Genomic DNA, 22,441 nt, shown 5'->3' on the forward strand with positions numbered 1-22,441 from the left:
GAAATCAACAGATGCTTTCCATTTTTACGCCGCGTTTACAGCGGCGGCATCCCTTTTTAGAGAATCTTTACGTCGACGCTGCTAATCTGTAACTACCAAAACGACCAGTAGAATCCTTCTATGAATCAGGTAATTTCAGCAGCATCGACATGGCATTTCTCATTGCTTCCGGATGCAGTATCAAAAAAAATGCAAGCCGCCGTCTTGCCTTTCCCGCTCCGCCGTCGCCAACATCTCCCTACGCAAAAAGATTTCATGATGCTCATCACGGTCGATGCGGCATCGGTATCTGAATTGCGCCGCGTGATCGTCAGCACCTGCGGCGACCTCATGGTCTACATGCGCGTCAAACCGGTGGACCACGCCAGCAAGATGAAATTCTGGCTGTGCCTGAACAAAAAATCGATAGACTCCGTCATCGGCAACATCATGCGCGCCCTGCCGCAGGCCGAGTTCGGCCGCATCACTCCCATGCTGCCTGCATAAGCGCAATGCGTGCTTTCATTGCAACAGAAATCTGCGGCAAACATTCTCAACTCTTACTGAAATCAGAACATCATGACCACCTTTGAAGGTATCTGGGTTCCTCTTGTCACGCCTTTCCGCCAGGGCAAGCTGGATCTGCACGGCGCTCAGCAACTGGCATTGAGCCTGTCCGGCGCCGGCATACACGGGCTGGTAGTGTGCGGCACCACCGGCGAAGCGGCCACCCTGAATGAGCATGAACAAGACAAGCTGCTGTGCGGCGTCATGGAAGCAGTGCAAGAGCGCTGCCCGGTGCTGATGGGCATCGGCGGCAGCGACACCCGCGCCGTCGCTGAAAAAATCAGCCATCTGAACACCCTGCAGCCGGCCGGCTTCCTGGTCTCGGCGCCGTCGTACGTCAGGCCGTCGCAGGAAGGCATACAGCTGCACTTTGAAGCCGTCGCCGCCGCCGCGCACAGCCCGGTCGTGCTGTACAACATCCCCGCACGCGCCGGCGTCAATATCGAGCCGGCCACGGTGATCGCGCTGGAACGCCACGCGAACATCGTCGCCATCAAGGAATGCGGCGGCAGCCTGACGCAGACCATGGAGCTGGTCCACCGCAGCAATCTGAAAATCCTGTGCGGCGACGACGCCATGCTGTTCAACACCCTCTGCCTGGGCGCGCATGGCGCGATTTCCGCTGCCGCGCATATCCGGCCGGATCTGTTCGTGCGCCTGTTCGAGCTGGTGCGGGCCGGTCGGATCGAGCGTGCGCGCGCACTGTTCAAGCAGCTGCTGCCGGTGATCCAGCTGCTGTTTTCCGAACCCAACCCGGCGCCGGTGAAAGCCGCGCTGGCGCTGCAGGGCCACATCCAGGATGAGCTGCGCTTGCCGATGACGCCGATGTCGGCGGTCGGCCGGGTCAAGCTGGCGCGCGCGCTGGACGATCTGTTGGCGCTGCCGTTTGCGATGAAAATCGAGAAGCCGGAATTTTCCATCAGCGGCAGATCCCGGCAGCTAGGACTGGTGAGATGAGCCATTCATGATCCTGACCATCGCTTCTGAACATGTGCCCAGCGCCTCAACCGATATAGCAACTTCGCTGGCCGCCGCGATAGCACGGCGGCGTGCACGCGCCGGCCGCAATGTGTTGCTGGTTTATCAAAATCCGAAAATGCCGCAGGCCGGCTGGCTGGCGACGGCGATCAAGACTGGCGCGGAAATCCGCAGCATCGCCGCCAAGGATATCGGCGCCGAACTGGCCGCCGCCAAAAGCAGCTATCACGACATCCTGGTCCACCTGCCGAAATACGATGACGCCGGCTCGCGCGGCGCCCTGGCCAACGCCGACCTGGCCCTGTTTGCCGTGACCGCCGAGGATAGTCAAGCGGACGGGCTGCTGGCCGCCAGCATGCAGGCTGCCAGCACGCTCAGGCCGGGCTTGCCGCTCGTCGCGCTGATCGACGACAGCCCGGCCGGCCAGCAAGTCATGTCAGCCCTCTCGGCCAGCATCGCCAGCTTGCGTTTTCTTCATCTGTCGGCGACAAAAAGGGACGACGCCTCGCTCGGCGCCTTGTACCAGGCGCTCTACGGCCACTGCTGCAGCGCCTGCGCCTGACGGCCGGCGGCTGTATTCAGGCAGTATTCCAAGCGGATAGCAGCGGCGGCATCAAAACCGCCTGGCGCCGGCATACGCAGGCGATGCACACAATGCTTGCAAAAAAAGCTTGATACGTGTTCAATCGCCTTATGAAAATTTCCTCGACACTCCCTATATGGTCCATCGCGGCCCCGATCGCCGGCTGGCTTTTGCTGGGCGGCGCCAGCTTCAGCCTGGGCGGCTTCTATACACTGCTGCTGGTAGCCGGCCTGCTCGGCAGCGTGCTGGCGGCGGTCTACCACGCTGAAGTGGTGGCGCACCGGGTCGGCGAACCCTACGGCACGCTGGTGCTGGCGCTGGCGGTGACCCTGATCGAGGTGGCGCTGATCGTTTCGCTGATGCTGGCCGGCGGCGAAGAAACCACCGGGCTGGCGCGCGACACCGTGTTTGCCGCCATCATGATCATCCTCAACGGCATCGTCGGCATCTGCCTGCTGGTGGGCGCCAGCCGCCACCGGGAACAAAGTTTCGGCCTGCTGGGCGTCAGCGCCTCGCTGGCGACGCTGGCGGCAATTGCGGTGCTGACGCTGGTGCTGCCGAATTACACCTCGACCGCCGCCGGACCGTTCTACAGCCCCAGCCAGCTGGCGTTCATCGCCGTCATCTCGCTGATACTGTACGGCACCTTCGTGCTGGTGCAGACCGTGCGCCACCGCGACTATTTTTTGCCGGAAGAAGCAGTCAACGACGAAGACGTCCACGCGGCGCCGCCGTCAGCCAAGGTAGCGACCGCTGCCGGCGCGCTGCTGCTGGTCTGCCTGGGCGCAGTAGTGCTGTTGGCGAAATCGCTGGCGCCAGCCCTGGAGACAGCGGTGGCAAGCGTCGGCGCGCCCAAGACCCTGGTCGGCATCATCATTGCCGCGGTGGTGCTGCTGCCGGAAGGACTGGCTGCGGTGCGGGCTGCGCGCGCCAATCGCCTGCAGACCAGCCTCAACCTGGCGCTGGGTTCGGCGCTGGCCAGCATCGGCCTGACCATTCCGGCGGTGGCGATCGTTTCGCTGGCCACCGGCTGGACATTGACGCTTGGCCTGGATATCAAGTCCACCGTGCTGTTGCTGCTGTCGCTGATCGTCGCCACCCTGTCGCTCGGCACCGGCCGCACCACGGTGATGCAGGGCACGGTGCACCTGGTGATATTCGCGGTCTACCTGTTCACCACGATTGTGCCTTGATCGCCTCAAAATCCCCCGCACTTCCATCGCGGGGTTGGCGCGAGCCAACTCCGCCAGCATGATTTCCGAAATCTCCTGACGGCGCGCCTCTCCCCGCCTGTCAAATCTCCTGACTTCTGTACGTATTTGCAGCCACCGCCGCCAGCCGGGCGCCTGTTTCTTTGTTGGCACCATGCTGGTGCGCCTGTTCCGCAGCAAAAACCGTTTTCACCAAATCCGGGCGCAAAGCCTTTCCCTGCGGCCCCGCCGGCCCGCTCAAATTTAAGCCTGGGTATAAAAATCCCCGCTACCTGCCTTGCCAGGCCATTGGCATGCATTCTGCTATAGGCATGTGGTAGTCCCCGCATTCCGGCTCCATGCCTGCTGCCATAGGGCTCGCTGCTTTCTTGTTCGATTTTGTTCCGGGTTCATGCTTATTCGTCGTTCACTACAGGGAGAGAAAAATCATGTCACGTCGCACCCTTCTGAAAGCCACCGCACTCGGCGCTTTCGCCCTTGCCGCCAGTTCCTGGCTACCGTCCGCCTTTGCCGCGGATACGATCAAGGTAGGCGTCCTGCATTCCTTGTCCGGCACCATGGCGATTTCCGAGACCTCGTTGAAAGACGTGGCCTTGATGGCCATCGACGAGATCAATGCCAATGGCGGCGTGCTGGGCAAGAAACTGGAACCGGTAGTGGTCGACCCGGCTTCCAACTGGCCGCTGTTCGCCGAGAAGGCGCGGCAGCTGATTTCGCAGGACAAGGTTTCAGTGGTGTTCGGCTGCTGGACCTCGGTATCGCGCAAATCGGTGCTGCCGGTGTTCAAGGAACTCAACAGCCTGCTGTTCTATCCGGTGCAATATGAAGGTGAAGAGCTGGAGAAAAACGTGTTCTACACCGGCGCCGCGCCTAACCAGCAAGCGATCCCTGCCACCGAATACCTGATGTCGAAAGAAGGCGGGGCTGCCCGACGCTTCGTGCTGCTGGGCACCGACTACGTCTATCCGCGCACCACCAACAAGATCCTGCGCGCCTTCCTGCACAGCAAGGGCGTCAAGGATAGCGACATCGACGAGGTGTACACCCCGTTCGGCCATTCCGATTACCAGACCATCGTCGCCAACATCAAGAAATTCTCCGCCGGCGGCAAGACCGCGGTGATCTCCACCATCAACGGCGACTCCAACGTGCCGTTCTACAAAGAACTGGGCAACGCCGGCCTGAAAGCCACCGACGTGCCGGTAGTGGCGTTCTCGGTGGGTGAGGAAGAATTGCGCGGCGTCGACGCCAAGCCGCTGGTCGGCCACCTGGCGGCCTGGAACTATTTTGAATCGGTCAAGAATCCGGTGAATACGGCCTTCATCAAGAAATGGAAAGCCTACGCATTAGCCAAGAACCTGCCGAACGCCGCCACCGTCGTCACCAACGACCCGATGGAAGCGACCTATGTCGGCATCTACATGTGGAAACAAGCCGTAGAAAAAGCCAAATCCACCGACACCGACAAAGTCATCGCCGCCATGTCCGGCCAGAAATTCAAAGCCCCGTCCGGCTATGAACTGGAAATGGACGCCACCAACCATCACCTGCACAAACCGGTGATGATCGGCGAGATCAAGGCAGACGGACAGTTCAACGTAGTCAACAAAACCAAAACCACGATCCGCGCGCAGCCTTGGAGTCCTTATATTCCGGGGAATGAGGGGAAGCAGAAGCTCTGATGGTTGGCAAGGTTGGGATTTTGAAGGCGAGGCGACTGTATGTACTCTGTGGTCCGTGTGTGGGGTCAGAGTAATTTACGGCGATAAGGCTGCCGTAAAAAAACTCCGACCCCATTTAACTCCGTGGGGTTGCTTTTGACGTTGGGGTTGCCGTTGCTGTTGCTTTTGAAGTACCCCGCATGCTGACGTTGCCAAATCCGGCGCGTGTCAGCCGGGAATTGTGGGGGACATGTTTGAGCCGAAGGCGAGTTTGTCCCCCACCCGGCCGACACGCGCCGGATTTGGGGACCCGCCGAAGGCGGGCAACGGCTGTGCGGTCGCCTTTTCTTTGCTTACTTTCTTTTGGCGAAGCAAAAGAAAGTAAGTAGCTGCCGGGCTACCCCCGGCTAGCTTCCACGGAGTAGTAACCGTTTTAGCACCCACTGACCGTTCTTCGCATGTTGCCGAATGTACTCCGTAGCCCGTTAAATGGGGTCAGAGTAATTTTCGCAAAAGCCGCGAAAAAAAACTCTGACCCCATTTAACTGCTTTGGAGGTGGTTTTAAAACTACTTTCGAGGTGGCGCTAATACTGTTTTTCAGGTGGCGATAAAAAAGACTGATGAAAATTTCAAAGAGAATCCTTATTGCCAGTGCGCTCTGCCTGCATGCTTTGCTGGCGCAGGCTGCGATCGACCCCGCGCTGCTCAAGCCGCTGGCTGGCGACGACCCCGACGCCCGCATCGCCGCCGTCAACCAGATCGCCGCACTGGCCAATGACGACGCCCTCAGGATCCTCAATGCCCTCAACACCGACGCCCTCTACGTCCGGCCCGACGGCACCGTCCTCATCGTCGACGATACCAAGGCATTCAACCCCGCCACCGGCCAGACCCTGCCCACCCCGGACGACGCCGACGGCATCAGCGTCAACAACCGCCTGCGCGGCGTGGTCGAAGGCGCCCTCTCGGGGCTGAAGCTGTTCTCGCCCAACCGCAAGCTGCGCATCGCCGCCGCCACCGACCTCATGAAAACCGCCGATCCAGCCCAGATCCCGCTGATCAGCACAGCACTCCATAAAGAGAGCGACCCCGAGATCCAGGACATCCTGCAACAGGTCATCGCCACCGCCAACCTCCACTCGCCCGACGCCGCCACCCGCAAAGCCGCAGTGCAGACGCTGGCTGGCAGCACCAACGCCAACATCCGCCCGGCCCTGCAAAACCTGCTCAACAAGAATCCCGACGGCAGCTACATCGAAGCCGATCCCGCCGTCCGCATCGAAGCCGTGCGCACCCTCGGCGTGCTGGACCGCCACCTGGCCACGGTCGATTTCATCGGCAAGGTGTTCTACGGCATCTCGCTCGGCAGCGTGCTGCTGCTGGCCGCGCTGGGGCTGGCGATCACCTTCGGCCTGATGGGCATCATCAACATGGCGCACGGCGAGCTGCTGATGATAGGCGCCTACACCACCTACATGTGCCAGCTGCTCTTTCGCCAATACTTTCCGGCGGCGCTGGACGGCTACCTGCTGGCCGCCCTGCCGGCCGCCTTCATCGTCACCGCCGCCGTCGGCATCGTGCTGGAACGGCTGGTGCTGCGCTGGCTCTACGGCCGGCCGCTGGAAACCCTGCTCTGCACCTGGGGCATCAGCCTGATCCTGATGCAAACCGTGCGCTCGATCTTCGGCGCCCAGAACGTCGAAGTCGCCAACCCCGGCTGGATGTCGGGCGGCGTCACGGTGCTCGGCTCGCTGGTGCTGTCGTATAACCGCATCGTGATCATCTTCTTTGCGCTGTTCGTGGTGCTGGCGGTGTGGCTAATCCTGAACAAGACCCGGCTCGGCCTGTTCGTCCGTGCGGTCATGCAGAACCGCCGCATGGCTGCCTGCGTCGGCGTCTCCACCGGCAAGATCGACATGATGACCTTCGGCCTCGGCTGCGGCATCGCCGGCCTCGGCGGCGTCGCCCTGTCGCAGCTGGGCAATGTCGGCCCCGACCTCGGACAAGGCTATATCGTCGATTCCTTCATGGTGGTGGTGCTGGGCGGCGTCGGCCAGCTGGCCGGCACCGTCATCGCCGCCTTCGGTCTGGGCGAAGTCAACAAATTCCTGGAGCCGATGGCGGGCGCGGTGCTGGCCAAGATCGCGATCCTGGTGTTCATCATCGTCTTCATCCAGAAACGCCCGCAAGGCCTGTTTGCGCTGAAAGGCAGGAGCGTCGAATGAAATCCGCATCCATGCAAATCTCCATGGCGAAGACGCCGCTGCGCACGCCATTGTTCTCGCGTCCAGCCTGGACCGGCATCGTGGTCTGCTGCGTAATCCTGGCGCTGCTGCCGATTCTCAATCTGGCGTTCCCGGCCGGTCATGCGCTGCACATCTCCAGCTACACGGTGGCGCTGGTCGGCAAGTTCATGTGCTACGCGATGGCGGCGCTGGCGCTGGACCTGGTGTGGGGCTATACCGGCATCCTCTCGCTCGGCCACGGTGTGTTCTTTGCGCTGGGCGGCTATGCCCACGGCATGTACCTGATGCGGGCCATCGGCCGCGATGGCGTCTATCAAAGCAACCTGCCGGACTTCATGGTGTTCCTCGACTGGAAGACCTACCCCTGGTTCTGGTCGCTGACCGACAACTTCTGGTATTGCATGGCGCTGGTGGTGCTGGTGCCGGGCCTGCTGGCCTTCGTGTTCGGCTATTTCGCCTTCCGCTCGCGCATCAAGGGCGTCTACTTTTCAATTATTACCCAGGCGATGACCTTCGCTTTCATGCTGCTGTTCTTCCGCAACAATACCGGCTTCGGCGGCAACAACGGCTTTACCGATTTCAAGCGCATCCTTGGCTACTCGATTACGGCGCCGTCGACCAAGGCGGTGCTGTACCTGATCACGCTGGCCTTCCTGCTCGGCGCGCTGGTATTGTGCCGCTGGATCGTGACCTCGAAACTGGGACGGGTGCTGCAAGCAGTGCGCGATTCCGAATCGCGCCTGATGTTCATCGGCTACAACCCGCTCTGGTTCAAACTGTTTGTCTGGACCTTGTCGGCGGTACTGTGCGGCATCGCCGGCGCCTTGTATGTGCCGCAGGTGGGCATCATCAATCCTTCCGAGATGTCGCCGGCGAATTCGATCGAGATGGTGATCTGGGCCGCAGTCGGCGGCCGCGGCTCGCTGGTGGGTCCGATCATCGGCGCCTTCTCGGTGAACGGCCTGAAGAGCTGGTTCACCGGCGCCTTTCCTGACCTGTGGCTGTATGCGCTGGGCCTGATCTTCATCCTGGTGACGCTGTTCATGCCGCAAGGGATCCTGGGACTGGCGGCGAATCTGAAAAGCAAACTGAAAAGCAAACCCGCAAGTCAGCCTGAGGCTGAAACCAGCGGCAGCAAGGAGGCGGCATGAATCAAGGTATCAACCCGCGCATCAGCCCGCGCATTAGCCCTATTTATGACCCGGCGCAGCCATCGGACAAGGTCGACAACGCGCTCCACGCCGACTACGGCACCTCGTATGCGCGGATCAAGCCGGAAGGCGTCGACACCACCCACGGCGCCATCCTCTACCTGGAAAACATCACGGTGTCCTTCGACGGCTTCAAGGCCCTGAACAACCTCAACCTGGATATCTCGGTCGGCGAACTGCGCTGCATCATCGGTCCCAACGGCGCCGGCAAGACCACCATGATGGATGTCATCACCGGCAAGACCCGCCCCAGCGCTGGCACTGCTTTCTTCGGCCAGAGCATCGACCTGACCAAGCTGACCGAGTACGACATCGCCCACGCCGGCATCGGCCGCAAATTCCAGCGGCCGACGGTGTTCGAACAGCACACCGTGTTCGAGAACCTGGAGCTGGCGATGAAGATGGATAAGCGCGTCAAGACCACTTTGTTTTCGCGCCTGAGTTCGGAACAGGTCGACAAGATCGACGCCTGCCTGCGCCTGATCCGCCTCAACGGCAACGAACGGCGGCTGGCCGGCCTGCTCTCGCACGGGCAGAAGCAATGGCTGGAAATCGGCATGCTGCTGATGCAGGAGCCGCAGCTGTTGCTGCTGGACGAACCGGTGGCAGGCATGTCGGATGCGGAAACGGCGCGCACGGCGGAACTGCTCAACGAATTGCGCGGCAAGCATTCGATCATGGTGGTCGAGCACGACATGGGCTTTGTCGCCGAGATCGCGCAAGAGGGCAAGGTCACGGTGCTGCATGAAGGCTCGGTGCTGGCGGCAGGCAAGATGTCGGAAGTCCAGGCCGACGAGCGGGTAATCGAAGTCTATCTTGGACGCTAGGTAAAAATGTTAAACGTTGACCAATTGAATCAGTACTACGGCTCCTCGCACACCTTGCGCGGCATCTCGCTGTCGCTGGAAAAAGGCAAGTGCCTGGCCCTGCTCGGCCGCAACGGCGTCGGCAAGACCACCCTGCTGAAATGCCTGATGGGCGTGCTGCCCAGCGCCAGCGGCAAGGTCATGCTGGAAGGGCGCGACATCACCAGCCTGAAGCCGCACCAGCGCGCCGCGCTGGGGATTGCCTACGTGCCGCAGGGGCGCGAAATATTCGCCCGCCTGTCGGTGGAAGAAAACCTGCTGATGGGCATGGCCACCAAATCCGGCAAGCAGGCCTTGCTGATCAAGGAAGAAGTGTATGAGCTGTTCCCAGTACTGAAGGAAATGCTGCAGCGGCGCGGCGGCGACCTCTCCGGCGGCCAGCAGCAACAGCTGGCGATTGCCCGCGCCCTGCTGGCGGAACCCAAGCTGATCATCCTGGACGAACCGACCGAAGGCATCCAGCCCTCCATCATCAAGGACATCGGACGCGTGATCCGCCTGCTGCGCGAACGCGGCAACATCGGCATCCTGCTGTGCGAGCAGTACTTCGATTTCGCGCGCGACCTGGCAGACAATTTCGTGGTGCTGTCGCGCGGCGAGGTGGTGGCTGCCGGCAGCCAGGCAGCCATGGATGACGACAGCGTGAAACGACACTTGGCGGTATAGTTCCGCATGGATAATTTGACTGTTTCAACGCTGCCGGATGCGCTGCCGGCTGAACATTTTCACAACAAGGCCAGCCAGGCCTGGCTGTCGCTGGGCTTTGGCGATGACCACGGCACCACGCGCCTGCTGGAGCGCGCCCATTACGGTCCCTTGCGCGTGCAAAAAGCGCTGTATCCCGAACATCCTTCGATCTGCCACGCCATCATCGTCCATCCGCCCGGCGGCGTGGTCGGCGGCGACGAGCTGACGATCAAGGCCAGCGTCGGCGAACGCGCCCATGCTTTCCTGACAACGCCCGGCGCCGCCAAGTGGTACCAGGCCAACGGCAAGCTCTCGCAGCAGCAGGTGCGGTTGCAGGTTGCCGACGGCGCAGCATTGGAGTGGCTGCCGCAGGAAACCATTTTTTTCGACCGCGCCGAAGTCGCGCTGGAACATCAGGTCGAGCTGCAGGGCGACGCCCGCTATATCGGCGGCGAGATCCTGTGTTTCGGCCGCACCGCCTCGGGCGAGTCGTTCAACAGCGGCCGCATCTCGCAGCAGACCGGCATCCGCCGCGACGGCAAATTATTGTGGTTTGAGCAAGGCGCGCTAAGCGGCGGCAGCACTGCCATGCAGAGCCGGCTGGGATTGGCGGATTGCACCGTGTGCGCCACTCTGATAGTGGCCGGCAAGGTATTCCCGGCCAGCTTTGTGCAGCAGCTGCGCGATTGCGCCAGCGAGTTGTCGGACGGCCGCGCCAGCGTCGGCGCCAGCCAGATGAAATCGGTATTGGCATTACGCCATCTCGGGCATTCCAGCGAACTGGCAAGGCAATGGATGATGCAGGCCTGGCAAATGCTGCGTCCTGAATTACTGGGGCATGCGGCGCATATACCGCGTATCTGGAACACCTGATATGACGGCGCCGCGGGCCGTGATACAACGCAACACCACCCTGTCCACCAGCAATCAAAGTCATCGTAAAGAAAGAACGACATGGATCTGACGCCACGAGAAAAGGACAAGCTGCTGATTTTCACCGCCGCCCTGCTGGCCGAGCGGCGCCTGGCGCGCGGTCTCAAGCTGAATTATCCGGAAGCGGTCGCCATGATCAGCGCCGCCATCATGGAAGGCGCGCGCGACGGCAGGAGCGTGGCCGAGCTGATGTCCTATGGCAGCAAGATACTGACCCGGGCCGACGTCATGGACGGCATCGCCGAAATGATTCCCGACATCCAGGTCGAAGCCACCTTCCCGGACGGCAGCAAGCTGGTCACCGTGCATCACCCGATTCCATAGTTTGGAGCACTCCCATGATCCCAGGAGAAATGCAGATCCAGTCCGGCGACATCGAACTTAACGTCGGCCGCCGCGTTCACGCTGTCACAGTAGCCAACAGCGGCGACCGGCCGATCCAGATCGGCTCGCACTTTCATTTTTACGAAGTCAACCCGGCCTTGCTGTTCGAGCGCGAGGATGCCTACGGCATGCGGCTCAACATCGCCGCCGGCACCGCGGTACGCTTCGAGCCGGGCCAGAAGCGCACGGTGGAACTGGTGGAACTGGCGGGCGGCCGCATCGTCTTCGGATTCAACGGCAAGGTCATGGGGACACTAAAAAAATGAGCAAGATATCAAGGCACGCTTATGCGGAAATGTACGGCCCGACCACCGGCGACCGCATCCGCCTGGCCGACACAGAACTGTTCATCGAGATAGAACAGGACTACGCCACCTACGGCGAAGAAGTCAAGTTCGGCGGCGGCAAGGTGATCCGCGACGGCATGGGCCAGTCGCAGCGCATGCACCGCGACGTCATGGACACGGTGATCACCAACGCTGTCATCGTCGACCACTGGGGCATCGTCAAGGCCGACATCGGCATCAAGGGCGGCAAGATCGCCGCCATCGGCAAGGCCGGCAATCCCGACATCCAGCCGGATGTGACCATGGTGATCGGCGGCGCCACCGAGATCATTGCCGGCGAAGGCAAGATCGTCACCGCCGGCGGCATCGACACCCACATCCATTTCATCTGCCCGCAGCAGATGGAAGAAGCCCTGATGAGCGGCGTCACCACCATGCTGGGCGGCGGCACCGGCCCGGCCGCGGGCTCCTTCGCCACTACCTGCACGCCCGGCCCCTGGCACCTGCATGCGATGCTGTCGGCCGCCGATGCCTTCCCGATGAACCTGGGTTTCCTCGGCAAGGGCAACATCAGCCTGCCCGGCCCGCTGGAAGAACAGGTGCGCGCCGGCGCCATCGGCCTCAAGCTGCATGAAGACTGGGGCTCGACCCCGGCTGCCATCGACAACTGCCTGAGCGTGGCCGACCGCATGGATGTGCAGGTAGCCATCCATAGCGACACCCTGAACGAAGGCGGTTTCCTGGAGCATACGCTGGCGGCGTTCCAGGACCGCACCATCCACACCTTCCATACCGAAGGCGCCGGCGGCGGCCACGCGCCGGACATCATCGCCGCGGTCGGCAACAGCAATGTGCTGCCTTCCTCCACCAACCCGACCCGGCCGTTTACCGTCAACACCCTGGACGAACATCTCGACATGCTGATGGTCTGCCATCACCTGGATGCGGCGATTGCGGAAGACGTGGCCTTCGCCGAATCGCGCATCCGGCGCGAGACCATCGCCGCCGAAGACATCCTGCACGACATCGGCGCCATCAGCATGATGTCTTCCGATTCGCAAGCCATGGGCCGGGTCGGCGAAGTCATCATGCGCACCTGGCAGACCGCGCACAAGATGAAAGTCCAGCGCGGCGCGCTGCCGGAAGATAGCGGTAGGGCAGACAATTTCCGGGTCAAGCGCTACATTGCCAAATACACCATCAATCCAGCCATCACGCACGGCATCTCGCACGTGGTGGGATCGATCGAAGTCGGCAAGATCGCCGACCTGGTGCTGTGGAAGCCGGCCTTCTTCGGCGTCAAGCCATCCACCATCCTGAAGAGCGGCATGATCGCGGCGGCGCAGATGGGCGACCCGAATGCGTCCATTCCGACGCCGCAGCCGGTGCACTACCGCATGATGTTCGGCGCCTACGGCGGCGGCCTCAAGACTTCGCTGACCTTTGTTTCGCAAGCAGCCTACGACGACGGCATCGGCGAACGCCTGAAGCTGAACAAGCCGGTGCTGCCGATCAAGGACGTGCGCCACCTGCGCAAGCATCACATGATCCACAACAGCGCCACGCCGCACATGGAAGTCAATCCGGAGACCTATGAAGTGCGGGCCGACGGCGAGCTGCTGGTGTGCGAGCCGGCCAGCGTGCTGCCGATGGCGCAGCGTTATTTCCTGTTCTGATTCCGATTTTTATTCCCACATTGACGGCACAAGATGCTCATCCTCAACACCAAAGTAGAACACGCCGACCTGATCGAAGGCGAGCTGATCCTGCCCTACGACCTGCGTGAAAAGAGCCGCCTGCGCGCGACACTCAGCAACGGCGAGGAAGTCGGCGTGTTCACCGTGCGCGGCACGGTGCTGCGCCATGGCGACCTGATCAAGGGCGCGGACGACAGCGGCAGGCAGCGCGTGGTCAAGGTGCTGGCGGCTGCCGAAGCCACCTACCGCATCGAATGCCAGAATCCGCACGATCTGCTGCGCTGCGCTTTCCACCTCGGCAACCGCCATACGCAGGCACATGTCGGCGACGGCTTCCTGCGCATACGCAAGGACCCGGTGCTGAGGGAAATGCTGGAAGGCTTGCAGGCCAAGGTGATAGAAGAACTGGCGGCCTTCGAGCCGGAGTCTGGCGCATATGGACACGGCGGCGGCCATCACCACCATCACGACAACCTGCTGGCGCCGGTGCCGCTGCGCCAGAAAATCCATCGCCCTGGCGATGACGCCGGCAACTGAACGTTCACCCAAGCGAATGCACGATATGCAGGCGACCGCACTGCTCCACCTGCTGCAACTGGCCAGCCCGTCGCTGCCGATAGGCGCGTACAGCTATTCGCAAGGGCTGGAGAGCGCCATCGACAAAGGCTGGGTCAAGGATGCGGCATCGGCGCATGGCTGGATCTGCGAGCATTTGCAGCAAGTGGTTGCGCTGTTTGAAGCACCCGTGACATGGCGTCTGCTGCAGGCCTTCGAGCAGCGCGACGGCGCCGCCGTACAGCTTTGGACCGAACGCTTCATCGCCGCCCGCGACAGCGCCGAGTTCCGCGCCGAAACCATACAGATGGGCTATTCGCTGGGCAAGCTGGCGATCGAATTACAGATCGGCGACGTTGCCCTGCTGGCCATCTTGCAGGCGCAGCCGGAACTGCCGCTGCCGACCGCCTACGCCTATGCGGCGGTGGCCTTGCAAGTGCCGCACGAGGCCGCCTTGCTGGGCATGCTGTTTTCCTGGGCCGAAAACCAGGTGCTGGTGTGCGTCAAGACCATTCCGCTTGGGCAGGTCGCCGGCCAGCGCCTGCTGCTTTCCTTGCAGGCGGAACTGCAGGCGGCCGCCGAGCGCGCGCAGCGGCTGGCCGATCACGAATTATGCAACTGGGCGCCCGGCCTGTCGCTGCTATCGATGCAGCATGAAGAACAGTATAGCCGCCTGTTTCGTTCCTGAATTGTTCCTGAATTGCTCCTGAAACCAAACACCCACTATTCTTTAAGCGAATCTGAAAATGAGCACTTCCTCCACTTCCAATCCCCTGCGCGTCGGCATCGGCGGCCCGGTCGGTTCCGGCAAGACCGCGCTGTGCGAAATGCTGTGCAAGGGCATGCGCGACCACTACGACATGGCCGTCATCACCAACGACATCTACACCAAGGAAGACATGGAGATCCTGCTGCGCGCCGATGCGCTGCCGGCGGAACGCCTGATGGGCGTGGAGACCGGCGGCTGCCCGCACACCGCCATCCGCGAAGACGCCTCGATCAACCTGGAAGCGATCGCGCGCATGAGCGCGGATTTCCCCAACCTGGACCTGATCCTGCTGGAATCCGGCGGCGACAACCTGGCCGCCACCTTCAGCCCCGAACTGTCGGACCTGACCATCTACGTGATCGACGTCGCCGGCGGCGAAAAAATCCCGCGCAAGGGCGGCCCCGGCATTACCCGCTCCGATCTGCTGATCATCAACAAGACCGACCTCGCGCCCTATGTGGGCGCCAATCTGGACGTGATGGCGCACGACGCCAAAAAAATGCGCGGCGAGCGGCCCTTCATTTTCACCAACCTGCGCAGCGGCGACGGCGTCGAGCAAGTGATCGCTTTTATCCGCAGGCAAGGGCTGCTTGATCAACCAAAATAAGCAACCAAAATAAGCAACCCAAACAAGCGTTCGTACAGATTCATTTTCTTACCTTCTCACAGGAGCTCGCCATGCCCCATTTATCCGCAAAAACCAGCGGCCGCATCAGTGCCTTGGCCGTTGCCGTACTTGGCGTCGGCTCTGCCCTGGCCCATCCCGGCCATCCCGACGCCTTCGGCTTCAACGATGGCTTCGCGCATCCGTTCAGCGGCCTCGACCATTTGCTGGCAATGCTGGCGGTCGGCCTGTGGGCGGCGCAAAACAAGCGCTCCGCGCTGTGGGTATTGCCGCTGGCGTTTCCCCTGATGATGATGGCAGGTGCCTTGCTGGCGTTGGCCGGCGTCGTGCTGCCGGGCGTCGAAACCGGCATCGCTGCTTCGGTCGCCGTGCTCGGCCTGCTGATCGCCTTCGCCATCCGCATGCCGCTGTGGGCCGGCGCCGCCGTGGTGTCGGTATTTGCCTTGTTCCATGGCTATGCCCACGGCAGCGAATTGCCGCATGGCGCATCTGCACTCTGGTATGGCGCCGGCTTTGTCGCCGCCACCGCCCTGCTGCATCTGTCGGGCCTGGCGCTCGGACTGGTCGCCAGCCGCAAGATGGCGGCGCAGGCAGTGCGCGTAGGCGGCATCGCAATTGCAGCGGTCGGCGGCTGCCTGCTGAGCGGGGCGCTCTAAAAATCCAGATCGTATGACGCCGGCAGCATGCGGCGATCACCAAGATTAGAATAAGGGTCAGCTTGTTCCGCAATGGATTGCGAGACAAGCTGGCCTTTTTTGTCCGCCGCCAGGCGCATGCAAATATGCTAAGGTCTCATCTGCCGATTTTGCCTATTCAGACTGGATACATCATGACTTCATCGATTGCCTACCGCATTCCGGGACGCGCCCGCGATCTGGGCGAACTGGTCGTGCGCCGCGTACTGCCCGCCGGCCACCACCAGAGCGTCGGCCCGTTCCTGTTTTTCGACCACATGGGGCCGGTCGCATTCGCCAGCGGCCAGGGCATAGACGTGCGGCCGCATCCGCATATCGGCCTGGCCACCGTCACCTATCTGTTCGAGGGCGCAATCCGCCATCGCGACAGCCTCGGCAACGACCAGGAAATCATCCCCGGCGACGTCAACTGGATGACCGCCGGCCGCGGCATCGTCCATACCGAACGCACGCCCGACGCGCAACGCGCTGACGGCTGGCGCCTGCACGGCATCCAGACCTGGGTGGCGCTGCCGCTGGCCGATGAAGAATGCGCGCCGGCCTTTGCCCATCACCCGGCCGCCAGCCTGCCCTTGATCCAGGGCGAGGGCTACCGGTTGCGCGTGATCGCCGGCCGCGCCTTCGGCCAGGAAGCGCCGGTCAAGATCAGTTCGCCGACCTTGTACGTGGCCGCTGAAATGAACGCCGGCGCGCAATTCACGCTGGCGCCGGAATATCCGCAGCAAGCCGTGTACGTCGCCAGCGGCAGCGTCACCGTCGATGGCGAAGCGCTGGAACTGGGCGTGCTGGCGGTATTGCAGCCGGACGTAGCGGTAAGCATCGTTGCCAGCGAGGCGTCCCAGGTCATGCTGCTGGGCGGCGAGCCTGTCGACGGCCCGCGCTTGATCTGGTGGAACTTCGTCGCCAGCAAGTCTGAGCTGATCGAGACCGCCAAGCAGAACTGGCGCGAGCAGCGTTTCGACCCGGTGCCGGGCGACCCTGAATGGATTCCACTGCCGACAGCCTGAGAGCAGGCATGCCAGTAGTCATTTGCTATTGATATTTTAACTAGAATCAGATGGCATTCATCGCCAGATTCACCTGGCCCTTGTTGCGGACGCTGCGACCCAAACTCCGAACCGGCCGATAATGTGAGACGATTCAGCTCCTGTTGCAGCAGCAACGCGATACCAACCTGGAAAGCCAATATGACCCGCAACGTCCTTGATGAAGCCCAGATCCATCCCGCCATCCGCCAGACCATCGCCGACAAGCATGCCGACATCGTCCGCGAAGTGCAGGAAGCAATTGCCGGCAACAAGGTGGTCGTGGTCGGCATGACGCAAAACCCTTTTCCGCGCAAGGCGCGCAAGACGCTGGATGCGATTTCCGTTCCCTATAAATATCTTGAATACGGCAGCTACCTGGGTCAGTGGAAGCGCCGCAACGCCCTCAAGATGTGGACCGGCTGGCCGACTTTCCCGATGATATTCGTGAAGGGTGTGCTGGTAGGCGGCGCAACCGACTTGCAGCGCCTGATCGATAGCGGCGAGTTTGCGCGGATGATTGCCGACTGAGCTTAGGGCCTGTGCGTTAAGGCGGCTACCAGATATAAGGCAGCAGACGATAGCGGACTTCCTGGCAATAGTCCGCATATCCCGCCAGGTTCTTCCGCAAGAATTTTTCCTCGTCCAGCAGCCGCCAGATAAGCGCAGGCATGAACAGCAGCAGCACGATCAATCCCAGCCACGAGCCCAGCGCCAGCGGCATGCCGATCAGCAGCGGCAGCGAGCCGGCATACATCGGATGCCGCACCAGCGCGTACGGCCCGTTCGAAATGACCTGCTGCCCTTGGGCGACCTGGATCGTCGATGCGGCGTAGGTATTGGCCTTGAACACCATGAACACCAGCAGGAAACTGAATCCGACCAGCGCGTCTCCTGCCAGCGACACATAGGGCGGCGCCGGCGACCAGCCGAAACGATGGTCGAGGGCGGGAACAACAATCAAGGCAATGAATCCCGCCATCGCAATGAGCATCACGACTTTTTGCGTACGCTCCTTCTCGGCCGTCGGCCCCGCGCTCATGCGCCGTTCAAGGAGTTCAGGATCCTTGATTGCGAGATATACCGTGACGGCGGAGGATGCGCCCACGAAGACCGCCATGAACAGCCATCCCTGCCAATAATCCAGGGTCCCCGCCGGGATGAAAAGCAGGGCCGCCAGGGCGATGGCGCCAAGCACGCTGGCTCGCAGTGCGCGGATATTGAGCTGATTCATTGCGCAATGATAGTCCTATCCGCCCGGTAAATCCTGGCGTCGATGCGTAGGCTAAATTGAGGTGAATTCGACAGAGCTGTTTTCCCTGAATTCAATGCCGCCGCGCAGTTTGTCTCAGCGTTGGATTGCAACCGGACAAGCTTGCTGGCAAAGAAGATAAATCAGTAAAAATGGCACCGCCTGCAGGATTTCAATCAAAGAAAAAAGCAGCCTCGCACGGCGGTTTTCCTGGCCGTCATCGGGCTTGAATTGCCCCGCCACGCAACCTAGAATGATTTATTCCTTGCCGCTGTGAGCTGCGGCGACAAGCCCGTGTTCGTGCAGCTGCTGCGGAGGTTGGTATGAGCTATCACCTGGAAGGTCGTCTGCTTGAGGTTTGCAATTGCAATGTCTTGTGTCCCTGCTGGATCGGTGAGGATCCCGACAACGGCACCTGCGACACTATCGTCGCCTGGCGCATAGACAAGGGAATGGTCGACGGCGTCGATGTGGGCGGCAACACCATCGCGGCCGTGGCGCATGTGCCCGGCAATATTCTGCTAGGCAACTGGACTGCCGCCATCTACGTCGACGACCAGGCCTCCAAAGCGCAGGAAGAGGCGCTGCTGAAGGTCTACACAGGCCAAGCCGGCGGACCGGTCGCCGAGCTCGCCGCATTGATCGGCGAGGTGGTGTCGGTAGAGCGGGCGCCGATACGCTTCAACGTGAATGCCGGCAAGGGTGAACTCACAATCGGCAACAACTACTACGCCGAACTCGAGCCCTATCTCGGTGCGACCGGCGGCCAGACTACCCTTTCCGACACTGTGTTCTCGACGGTGCCGGGAGCGCCGGTGTTTGTCGGCAAGGCGCCGGTCTATCGCTCCAAGAACGCGGCCCTCGGCATCGATCTCAACATCAAGAACCACAACGCCTTGCAGAGCATCTTCGTCTTCGACGCATGAACGCTTCGGCAGGCCCGCTGCCGCCTGGCAACGCCCGTCGCCAGCGAGTGTTCCTGCCGGTCCTGGCGGCGTTGATCGGGTTGGCGTGGCTGACGCTATGGGCATGGGCGCGCAGTCCGTACGGACGTTATCTTGAGCACGGCGACTGGACCGCTTCGGGACCGGCGGCGTTTCTATGCCGCGTCGTTCCCGCCGGCGCCGTGGTCGTGCCGATGGCGCTCTACGCCGCTGCCTGGATACTCATGACGGCAGCCATGATGCTGCCAACCACCTTGCCCTTGTTTAACACCTTCGACCGGCTGACGGTACGGCGTCCGGACCATGGGCGGCTGCTGATGCTGCTCGGGCTGGGCTACATGACGGTGTGGGGCGCATTCGGGCTGCTGGCGCACGCGCTGCATAGCGCACTGCTGTTCGCGCTCGCCAGCATACCCGCATTGGCTTGGCATGGCTGGCTGATCGGCGCAGCCACCATTGCGCTGGCCGGCGCCTTTCAGTTCAGTTCGCTCAAATACCGCTGCCTGGAAAAGTGCCGTACGCCCTTGAGTTTCGTGATCGAACGCTGGCGCGGGCAGGCGCAAGCGCGGCACGCGTTTATGCTTGGCCTGCAGCACGGCCTGTTCTGCGTCGGCTGCTGCTGGGCGCTGATGCTGTTGATGTTCGCGCTCGGCGCCGGCAGCCTCGGCTGGATGCTCCTGCTGGCGGCCGCGATGGCGATCGAAAAGAATGTGCGCTGGGGCCGGCGTCTCAGCGCGCCGCTCGGTGTCGCGCTGCTGTCCTGGGCTGTGGTCCTGGTGGCTATCCATGCCTAAAGAACGCGACAGCCTGTCCGCCTTGCAGACGATCATCCTCACTGCGGCGGCGATGCTCGCCTTCGCGGCCAATTCCCTGCTGTGCCGGCTGGCGCTGCAGCAAGGAGGCATCGATCCGGCCAGCTTTGCCAGCATCAGGCTGGTTTCCGGAGCGATCACGCTGGCCGCGATCGTGCGCTTCAGGGCCGCTCGCTCCTTGCCCCGCCATGCCGACTGGCTCGCCGCCGCCATGCTGTTTGCCTATGTCGCATTGTTTTCCTTCGCGTATCTCAGCTTGCCCGCAGGTACCGGCGCCTTGATTCTGTTCGGCGCGGTGCAATTGACGATGTTCATCGTCGGCTTGCGCTCGGGTGAAATGTTCGGCGCCATCGCATGGCTGGGCCTGGCGCTGGCTGTCGCGGGTCTGGTCTATCTGGTGTCGCCGGGCGTCGCTGCGCCGCCGCTCCTTGGCGCTGCGCTGATGGCGGTTGCCGGCGTGGCCTGGGGCGTGTACTCGCTGCGCGGCCGCGGCGTGCCCGATCCGCTGGCCGCCACCGCGGGCAACTTCGCGCGGGCGGCGCCGCTGGCCCTGGTGCTGAGCTTGCTCTCCGTCGCCAATGCTTACGCGAATGCGGCCGGAGTGGTCCTGGCGATTGCCTCCGGCGCGCTCACCTCCGGTCTCGGGTATGTCATCTGGTATGCCGCGCTGAGCAAGCTTTCCGCCATGCGCGCGGCCACGGTGCAGCTGTCGGTGCCGCTCATCGCCGCATTCGGCGGCGTGGCCTTCCTGTCGGAAGCAATCACGCCGCGCCTGGCGGCTGCCTCCGTGGCAATCCTTGGCGGCATTGCGCTGGTGCTGGCCAGCAGGCAGAAGAAGCCGCGCCGGTAACGGTCATCGAAAAGATGGCGCCGCTCATCTTGCACTACCGCGCAAGATCAGAACTCAATCACGGCTTTGCCCCGGCCTTGGCCGGCATGGCCGTAGTCAATCGCTTCGCGCACGCTATCGAGTTGGAACAGGCCCGCCACCTCGGCCCCGACTTCCCCGCGCAGCAGCAGCGCGGTAATTTCCGCCAGCCGTTGCGGATCAGGCCGCAAGAAGACGCGGACTATATCGGTCGCTGCTTTCTGCGCGAACGTCAGATGCTGGTGGTCGGCAGCGCCGCCAGCCAGTTGGACAGCGCCCGGCCGCTGCCGCTGGTCTGCCTGCCGCAGCGCGCAGACAAGACGCAGCTGGCCATTCTGCAGGATGGCCGAAAAGTGAAGCTGCAGACGGCAACGGTGCTGGCGCTGTCGTCGCCGCTCATGATCCGCGACGCCGTGCTGGCCGGCGCCGGCGCGGGCATCTTGCCGCCCTCATTGATACGGCAGGAATTGCAGGATGGACGGTTGCGCGAGATCGGTTCGCTGGCCGATACCGAAGTGGCGATCTGGCTGCTGTACCCGTCGCGGCGGCATGTCAGCAGCCGGTTGCGGGCCTTCTCCGACCTGCTGCTGGAACGCTTTCCCGATGCGCGCATGAGTTGACGGCACGCTGCGCTGGGCCTCAGCGCAGCGTGCGGGAATCCTCGACCTGCAGCTTCGGTTTCCACAAGGACCAGCCGAGATTCATGCCCGCAGCGGCGACCAGGATGGCGGCGGCGCCCAGCAACTGGCTCAGTTGCAGCCGGTGGCCGAAAGCCAGGTAGTCGACCAGGATGGCGACGATAGGATAGATGAAGGACAGCGAACCGGTCAGATGGGTCGGCAATTTCTGGATCGCGCCGTACAGCAGGATATACATCAGCCCGGTATGCACCACCCCCACCGTCAGCAGTATGCTCCAGGCGTGGACGCCGGCCGGCAGCGTCGACAAATGCGCGAACGGCGCCAGCATCAGGATGCCGACGCAGACCTGGACCAGGGCGATCAGGTGCGGCGGCGTGCCGGCCAGTTTCTTGGTGATGATGGCGGCGACGGCATAGCAGAACGCCGCGCCCAGCGCCATCACGATGCCGGCAAAATAATTGCTGCCGCCGCCGGCAGCTTCCGGCTTGGCTTGTACGATCAGCAGCATGCCGATAAAGGCCAGCGCCAGCCAGGTCAGCTTGGCGACGGTCAGGCGTTCCGAGAAAAACACGGCGCCGAGCGCCACCAGCATGAAAGGCTGGGTGTTATACACCGCGGTGGAAATCGCAATCGATGCGCGCGAATAGGAGCCGAACAGCAGCAGCCAGTTGAGCACGATCGCCACGCCGCCGAGCGCGGCAAGGGCCAGCAGGCGCCAGTTGAAGGCGCCGCGCAGCAGCCCCAGCGCCGCGCACACCGCCAGCAGCGTCGCCGCGCCGAACACGCAGCGCCAGAACACCACGTCCAGCACCGGCTGGCCGGAGACTACGACAAACCAGCCTATGGTCCCTGAAATCACCATGGCCGCCGTCATCTCGATAGTGCCGCTCACCTTCTTGTCCATGCCTCGCCCCGAAAATCGTCAGGCCTTGATAATCGCATTTAAGCAACGGGTTTTCCATGC

General features: G+C 62.3%; 25 protein-coding genes. 23 read left to right on the forward strand and 2 right to left on the reverse strand.

The features are described 5' to 3' along the window. Positions 1-255: 255 nt before the first annotated feature. From AC07V8_RS19600 to AC07V8_RS19690, 19 genes are all read left to right on the forward strand, one after another. The gene (locus AC07V8_RS19600) at positions 256-486 is read left to right on the forward strand and encodes a hypothetical protein (RefSeq protein WP_494679386.1); all 231 of its coding nucleotides are present in this window, start codon (positions 256-258) and stop codon (positions 484-486) included. Between the two features lie 72 nt (positions 487-558). Continuing rightward, positions 559-1,503, forward strand: a complete 945-nt coding sequence (gene dapA, locus AC07V8_RS19605) for a 4-hydroxy-tetrahydrodipicolinate synthase (protein ID WP_494679387.1) — start codon at positions 559-561, stop codon at positions 1,501-1,503. Positions 1,504-1,510: 7 nt separating this feature from the next. Continuing rightward, a complete protein-coding gene (locus tag AC07V8_RS19610) occupies positions 1,511-2,086 on the forward strand; it encodes a hypothetical protein (RefSeq protein WP_494679388.1) in 576 nt (191 codons plus the stop codon). A 131-nt stretch (positions 2,087-2,217) separates the two neighbouring features. After that, a complete protein-coding gene (locus tag AC07V8_RS19615; RefSeq protein ID WP_494679389.1) occupies positions 2,218-3,300 on the forward strand; it encodes a calcium:cation antiporter in 1,083 nt (360 codons plus the stop codon). Between the two features lie 446 nt (positions 3,301-3,746). Then, a complete protein-coding gene (gene urtA / locus AC07V8_RS19620; RefSeq protein ID WP_494679390.1) occupies positions 3,747-5,000 on the forward strand; it encodes an urea ABC transporter substrate-binding protein in 1,254 nt (417 codons plus the stop codon). A 600-nt stretch (positions 5,001-5,600) separates the two neighbouring features. After that, on the forward strand, positions 5,601-7,205 hold the full coding sequence (gene urtB, locus AC07V8_RS19625) for an urea ABC transporter permease subunit UrtB (protein ID WP_494679391.1): 1,605 nt from the start codon (positions 5,601-5,603) through the stop codon (positions 7,203-7,205). Beyond that, positions 7,202-8,377: an urea ABC transporter permease subunit UrtC gene (urtC, locus tag AC07V8_RS19630; RefSeq protein WP_494679392.1), complete on the forward strand. Its 1,176-nt coding sequence runs from the start codon at positions 7,202-7,204 to the stop codon at positions 8,375-8,377. The genes urtB and urtC overlap by 4 nt, the downstream gene beginning before the upstream one ends. Next, entirely contained in the window at positions 8,374-9,264 is an 891-nt protein-coding gene (gene urtD / locus AC07V8_RS19635) for an urea ABC transporter ATP-binding protein UrtD (RefSeq protein WP_494679393.1), read from the forward strand. Before urtC ends, urtD begins: the two co-directional genes overlap by 4 nt. Positions 9,265-9,270: 6 nt before the next feature. Beyond that, positions 9,271-9,969 carry an urea ABC transporter ATP-binding subunit UrtE gene (gene urtE, locus AC07V8_RS19640; protein ID WP_211441993.1) on the forward strand — a complete coding sequence of 233 codons (699 nt, stop codon included), beginning with the start codon at positions 9,271-9,273 and terminating at the stop codon, positions 9,967-9,969. A gap of 6 nt (positions 9,970-9,975) precedes the next feature. Then, positions 9,976-10,863, forward strand: a complete 888-nt coding sequence (locus AC07V8_RS19645; protein WP_494679394.1) for an urease accessory protein UreD — start codon at positions 9,976-9,978, stop codon at positions 10,861-10,863. Between the two features lie 81 nt (positions 10,864-10,944). Beyond that, the gene (locus AC07V8_RS19650; protein WP_494679395.1) at positions 10,945-11,247 is read left to right on the forward strand and encodes an urease subunit gamma; all 303 of its coding nucleotides are present in this window, start codon (positions 10,945-10,947) and stop codon (positions 11,245-11,247) included. A 14-nt stretch (positions 11,248-11,261) separates the two neighbouring features. Then, on the forward strand, positions 11,262-11,573 hold the full coding sequence (locus AC07V8_RS19655) for an urease subunit beta (RefSeq protein WP_494679396.1): 312 nt from the start codon (positions 11,262-11,264) through the stop codon (positions 11,571-11,573). Beyond that, positions 11,570-13,270: an urease subunit alpha gene (ureC, locus tag AC07V8_RS19660; RefSeq protein ID WP_494679397.1), complete on the forward strand. Its 1,701-nt coding sequence runs from the start codon at positions 11,570-11,572 to the stop codon at positions 13,268-13,270. Before AC07V8_RS19655 ends, ureC begins: the two co-directional genes overlap by 4 nt. Before the next feature lie 33 nt (positions 13,271-13,303). Beyond that, positions 13,304-13,828, forward strand: a complete 525-nt coding sequence (ureE, locus tag AC07V8_RS19665) for an urease accessory protein UreE (RefSeq protein WP_494679398.1) — start codon at positions 13,304-13,306, stop codon at positions 13,826-13,828. Positions 13,829-13,853: 25 nt separating this feature from the next. Continuing rightward, entirely contained in the window at positions 13,854-14,534 is a 681-nt protein-coding gene (locus tag AC07V8_RS19670; protein WP_494679399.1) for an urease accessory protein UreF, read from the forward strand. A gap of 58 nt (positions 14,535-14,592) precedes the next feature. Further along, positions 14,593-15,222, forward strand: a complete 630-nt coding sequence (gene ureG / locus AC07V8_RS19675) for an urease accessory protein UreG (protein WP_494679400.1) — start codon at positions 14,593-14,595, stop codon at positions 15,220-15,222. Positions 15,223-15,293: 71 nt separating this feature from the next. Further along, positions 15,294-15,896, forward strand: a complete 603-nt coding sequence (locus AC07V8_RS19680; RefSeq protein WP_494679401.1) for a HupE/UreJ family protein — start codon at positions 15,294-15,296, stop codon at positions 15,894-15,896. Positions 15,897-16,069: 173 nt separating this feature from the next. Continuing rightward, a complete protein-coding gene (locus AC07V8_RS19685; protein WP_494679402.1) occupies positions 16,070-16,942 on the forward strand; it encodes a pirin family protein in 873 nt (290 codons plus the stop codon). A gap of 180 nt (positions 16,943-17,122) precedes the next feature. Next, positions 17,123-17,491, forward strand: coding sequence for a glutaredoxin domain-containing protein (locus AC07V8_RS19690; RefSeq protein ID WP_494679403.1), 369 nt, complete (start codon positions 17,123-17,125; stop codon positions 17,489-17,491). 25 nt (positions 17,492-17,516) lie between these two features. On the opposite strand, the gene AC07V8_RS19695 is transcribed toward AC07V8_RS19690, so the two are convergent. After that, positions 17,517-18,194 (reverse strand): methyltransferase family protein, encoded by a 678-nt coding sequence (locus AC07V8_RS19695; RefSeq protein WP_494679404.1) that lies wholly within the window; start codon positions 18,192-18,194, stop codon positions 17,517-17,519. Positions 18,195-18,535: 341 nt separating this feature from the next. On the opposite strand from AC07V8_RS19695, the gene AC07V8_RS19700 reads away from it, so the two are divergent. From AC07V8_RS19700 to AC07V8_RS19715, 4 genes are read left to right on the forward strand one after another with little or no spacing between them, the layout of a single operon-like run. After that, a complete protein-coding gene (locus AC07V8_RS19700; protein WP_494679405.1) occupies positions 18,536-19,138 on the forward strand; it encodes a DUF1326 domain-containing protein in 603 nt (200 codons plus the stop codon). Further along, a complete protein-coding gene (locus tag AC07V8_RS19705) occupies positions 19,135-19,950 on the forward strand; it encodes a DUF2182 domain-containing protein (protein WP_494679406.1) in 816 nt (271 codons plus the stop codon). Before AC07V8_RS19700 ends, AC07V8_RS19705 begins: the two co-directional genes overlap by 4 nt. Further along, complete coding sequence (locus AC07V8_RS19710; RefSeq protein WP_494679407.1) at positions 19,943-20,818, forward strand: DMT family transporter; 876 nt, start codon at positions 19,943-19,945, stop codon at positions 20,816-20,818. Before AC07V8_RS19705 ends, AC07V8_RS19710 begins: the two co-directional genes overlap by 8 nt. Positions 20,819-20,832: 14 nt before the next feature. Continuing rightward, positions 20,833-21,456, forward strand: coding sequence for a LysR substrate-binding domain-containing protein (locus tag AC07V8_RS19715; protein ID WP_494679408.1), 624 nt, complete (start codon positions 20,833-20,835; stop codon positions 21,454-21,456). Positions 21,457-21,475: 19 nt separating this feature from the next. Here the strand turns inward: AC07V8_RS19715 and AC07V8_RS19720 are convergent, their stop codons facing one another. Beyond that, positions 21,476-22,381, reverse strand: a complete 906-nt coding sequence (locus AC07V8_RS19720) for a DMT family transporter (protein ID WP_494679409.1) — start codon at positions 22,379-22,381, stop codon at positions 21,476-21,478. Between the last annotated feature and the right edge of the window lie 60 nt (positions 22,382-22,441).

The organism is Collimonas sp. GW821-FHT02H07 (assembly GCF_059421505.1).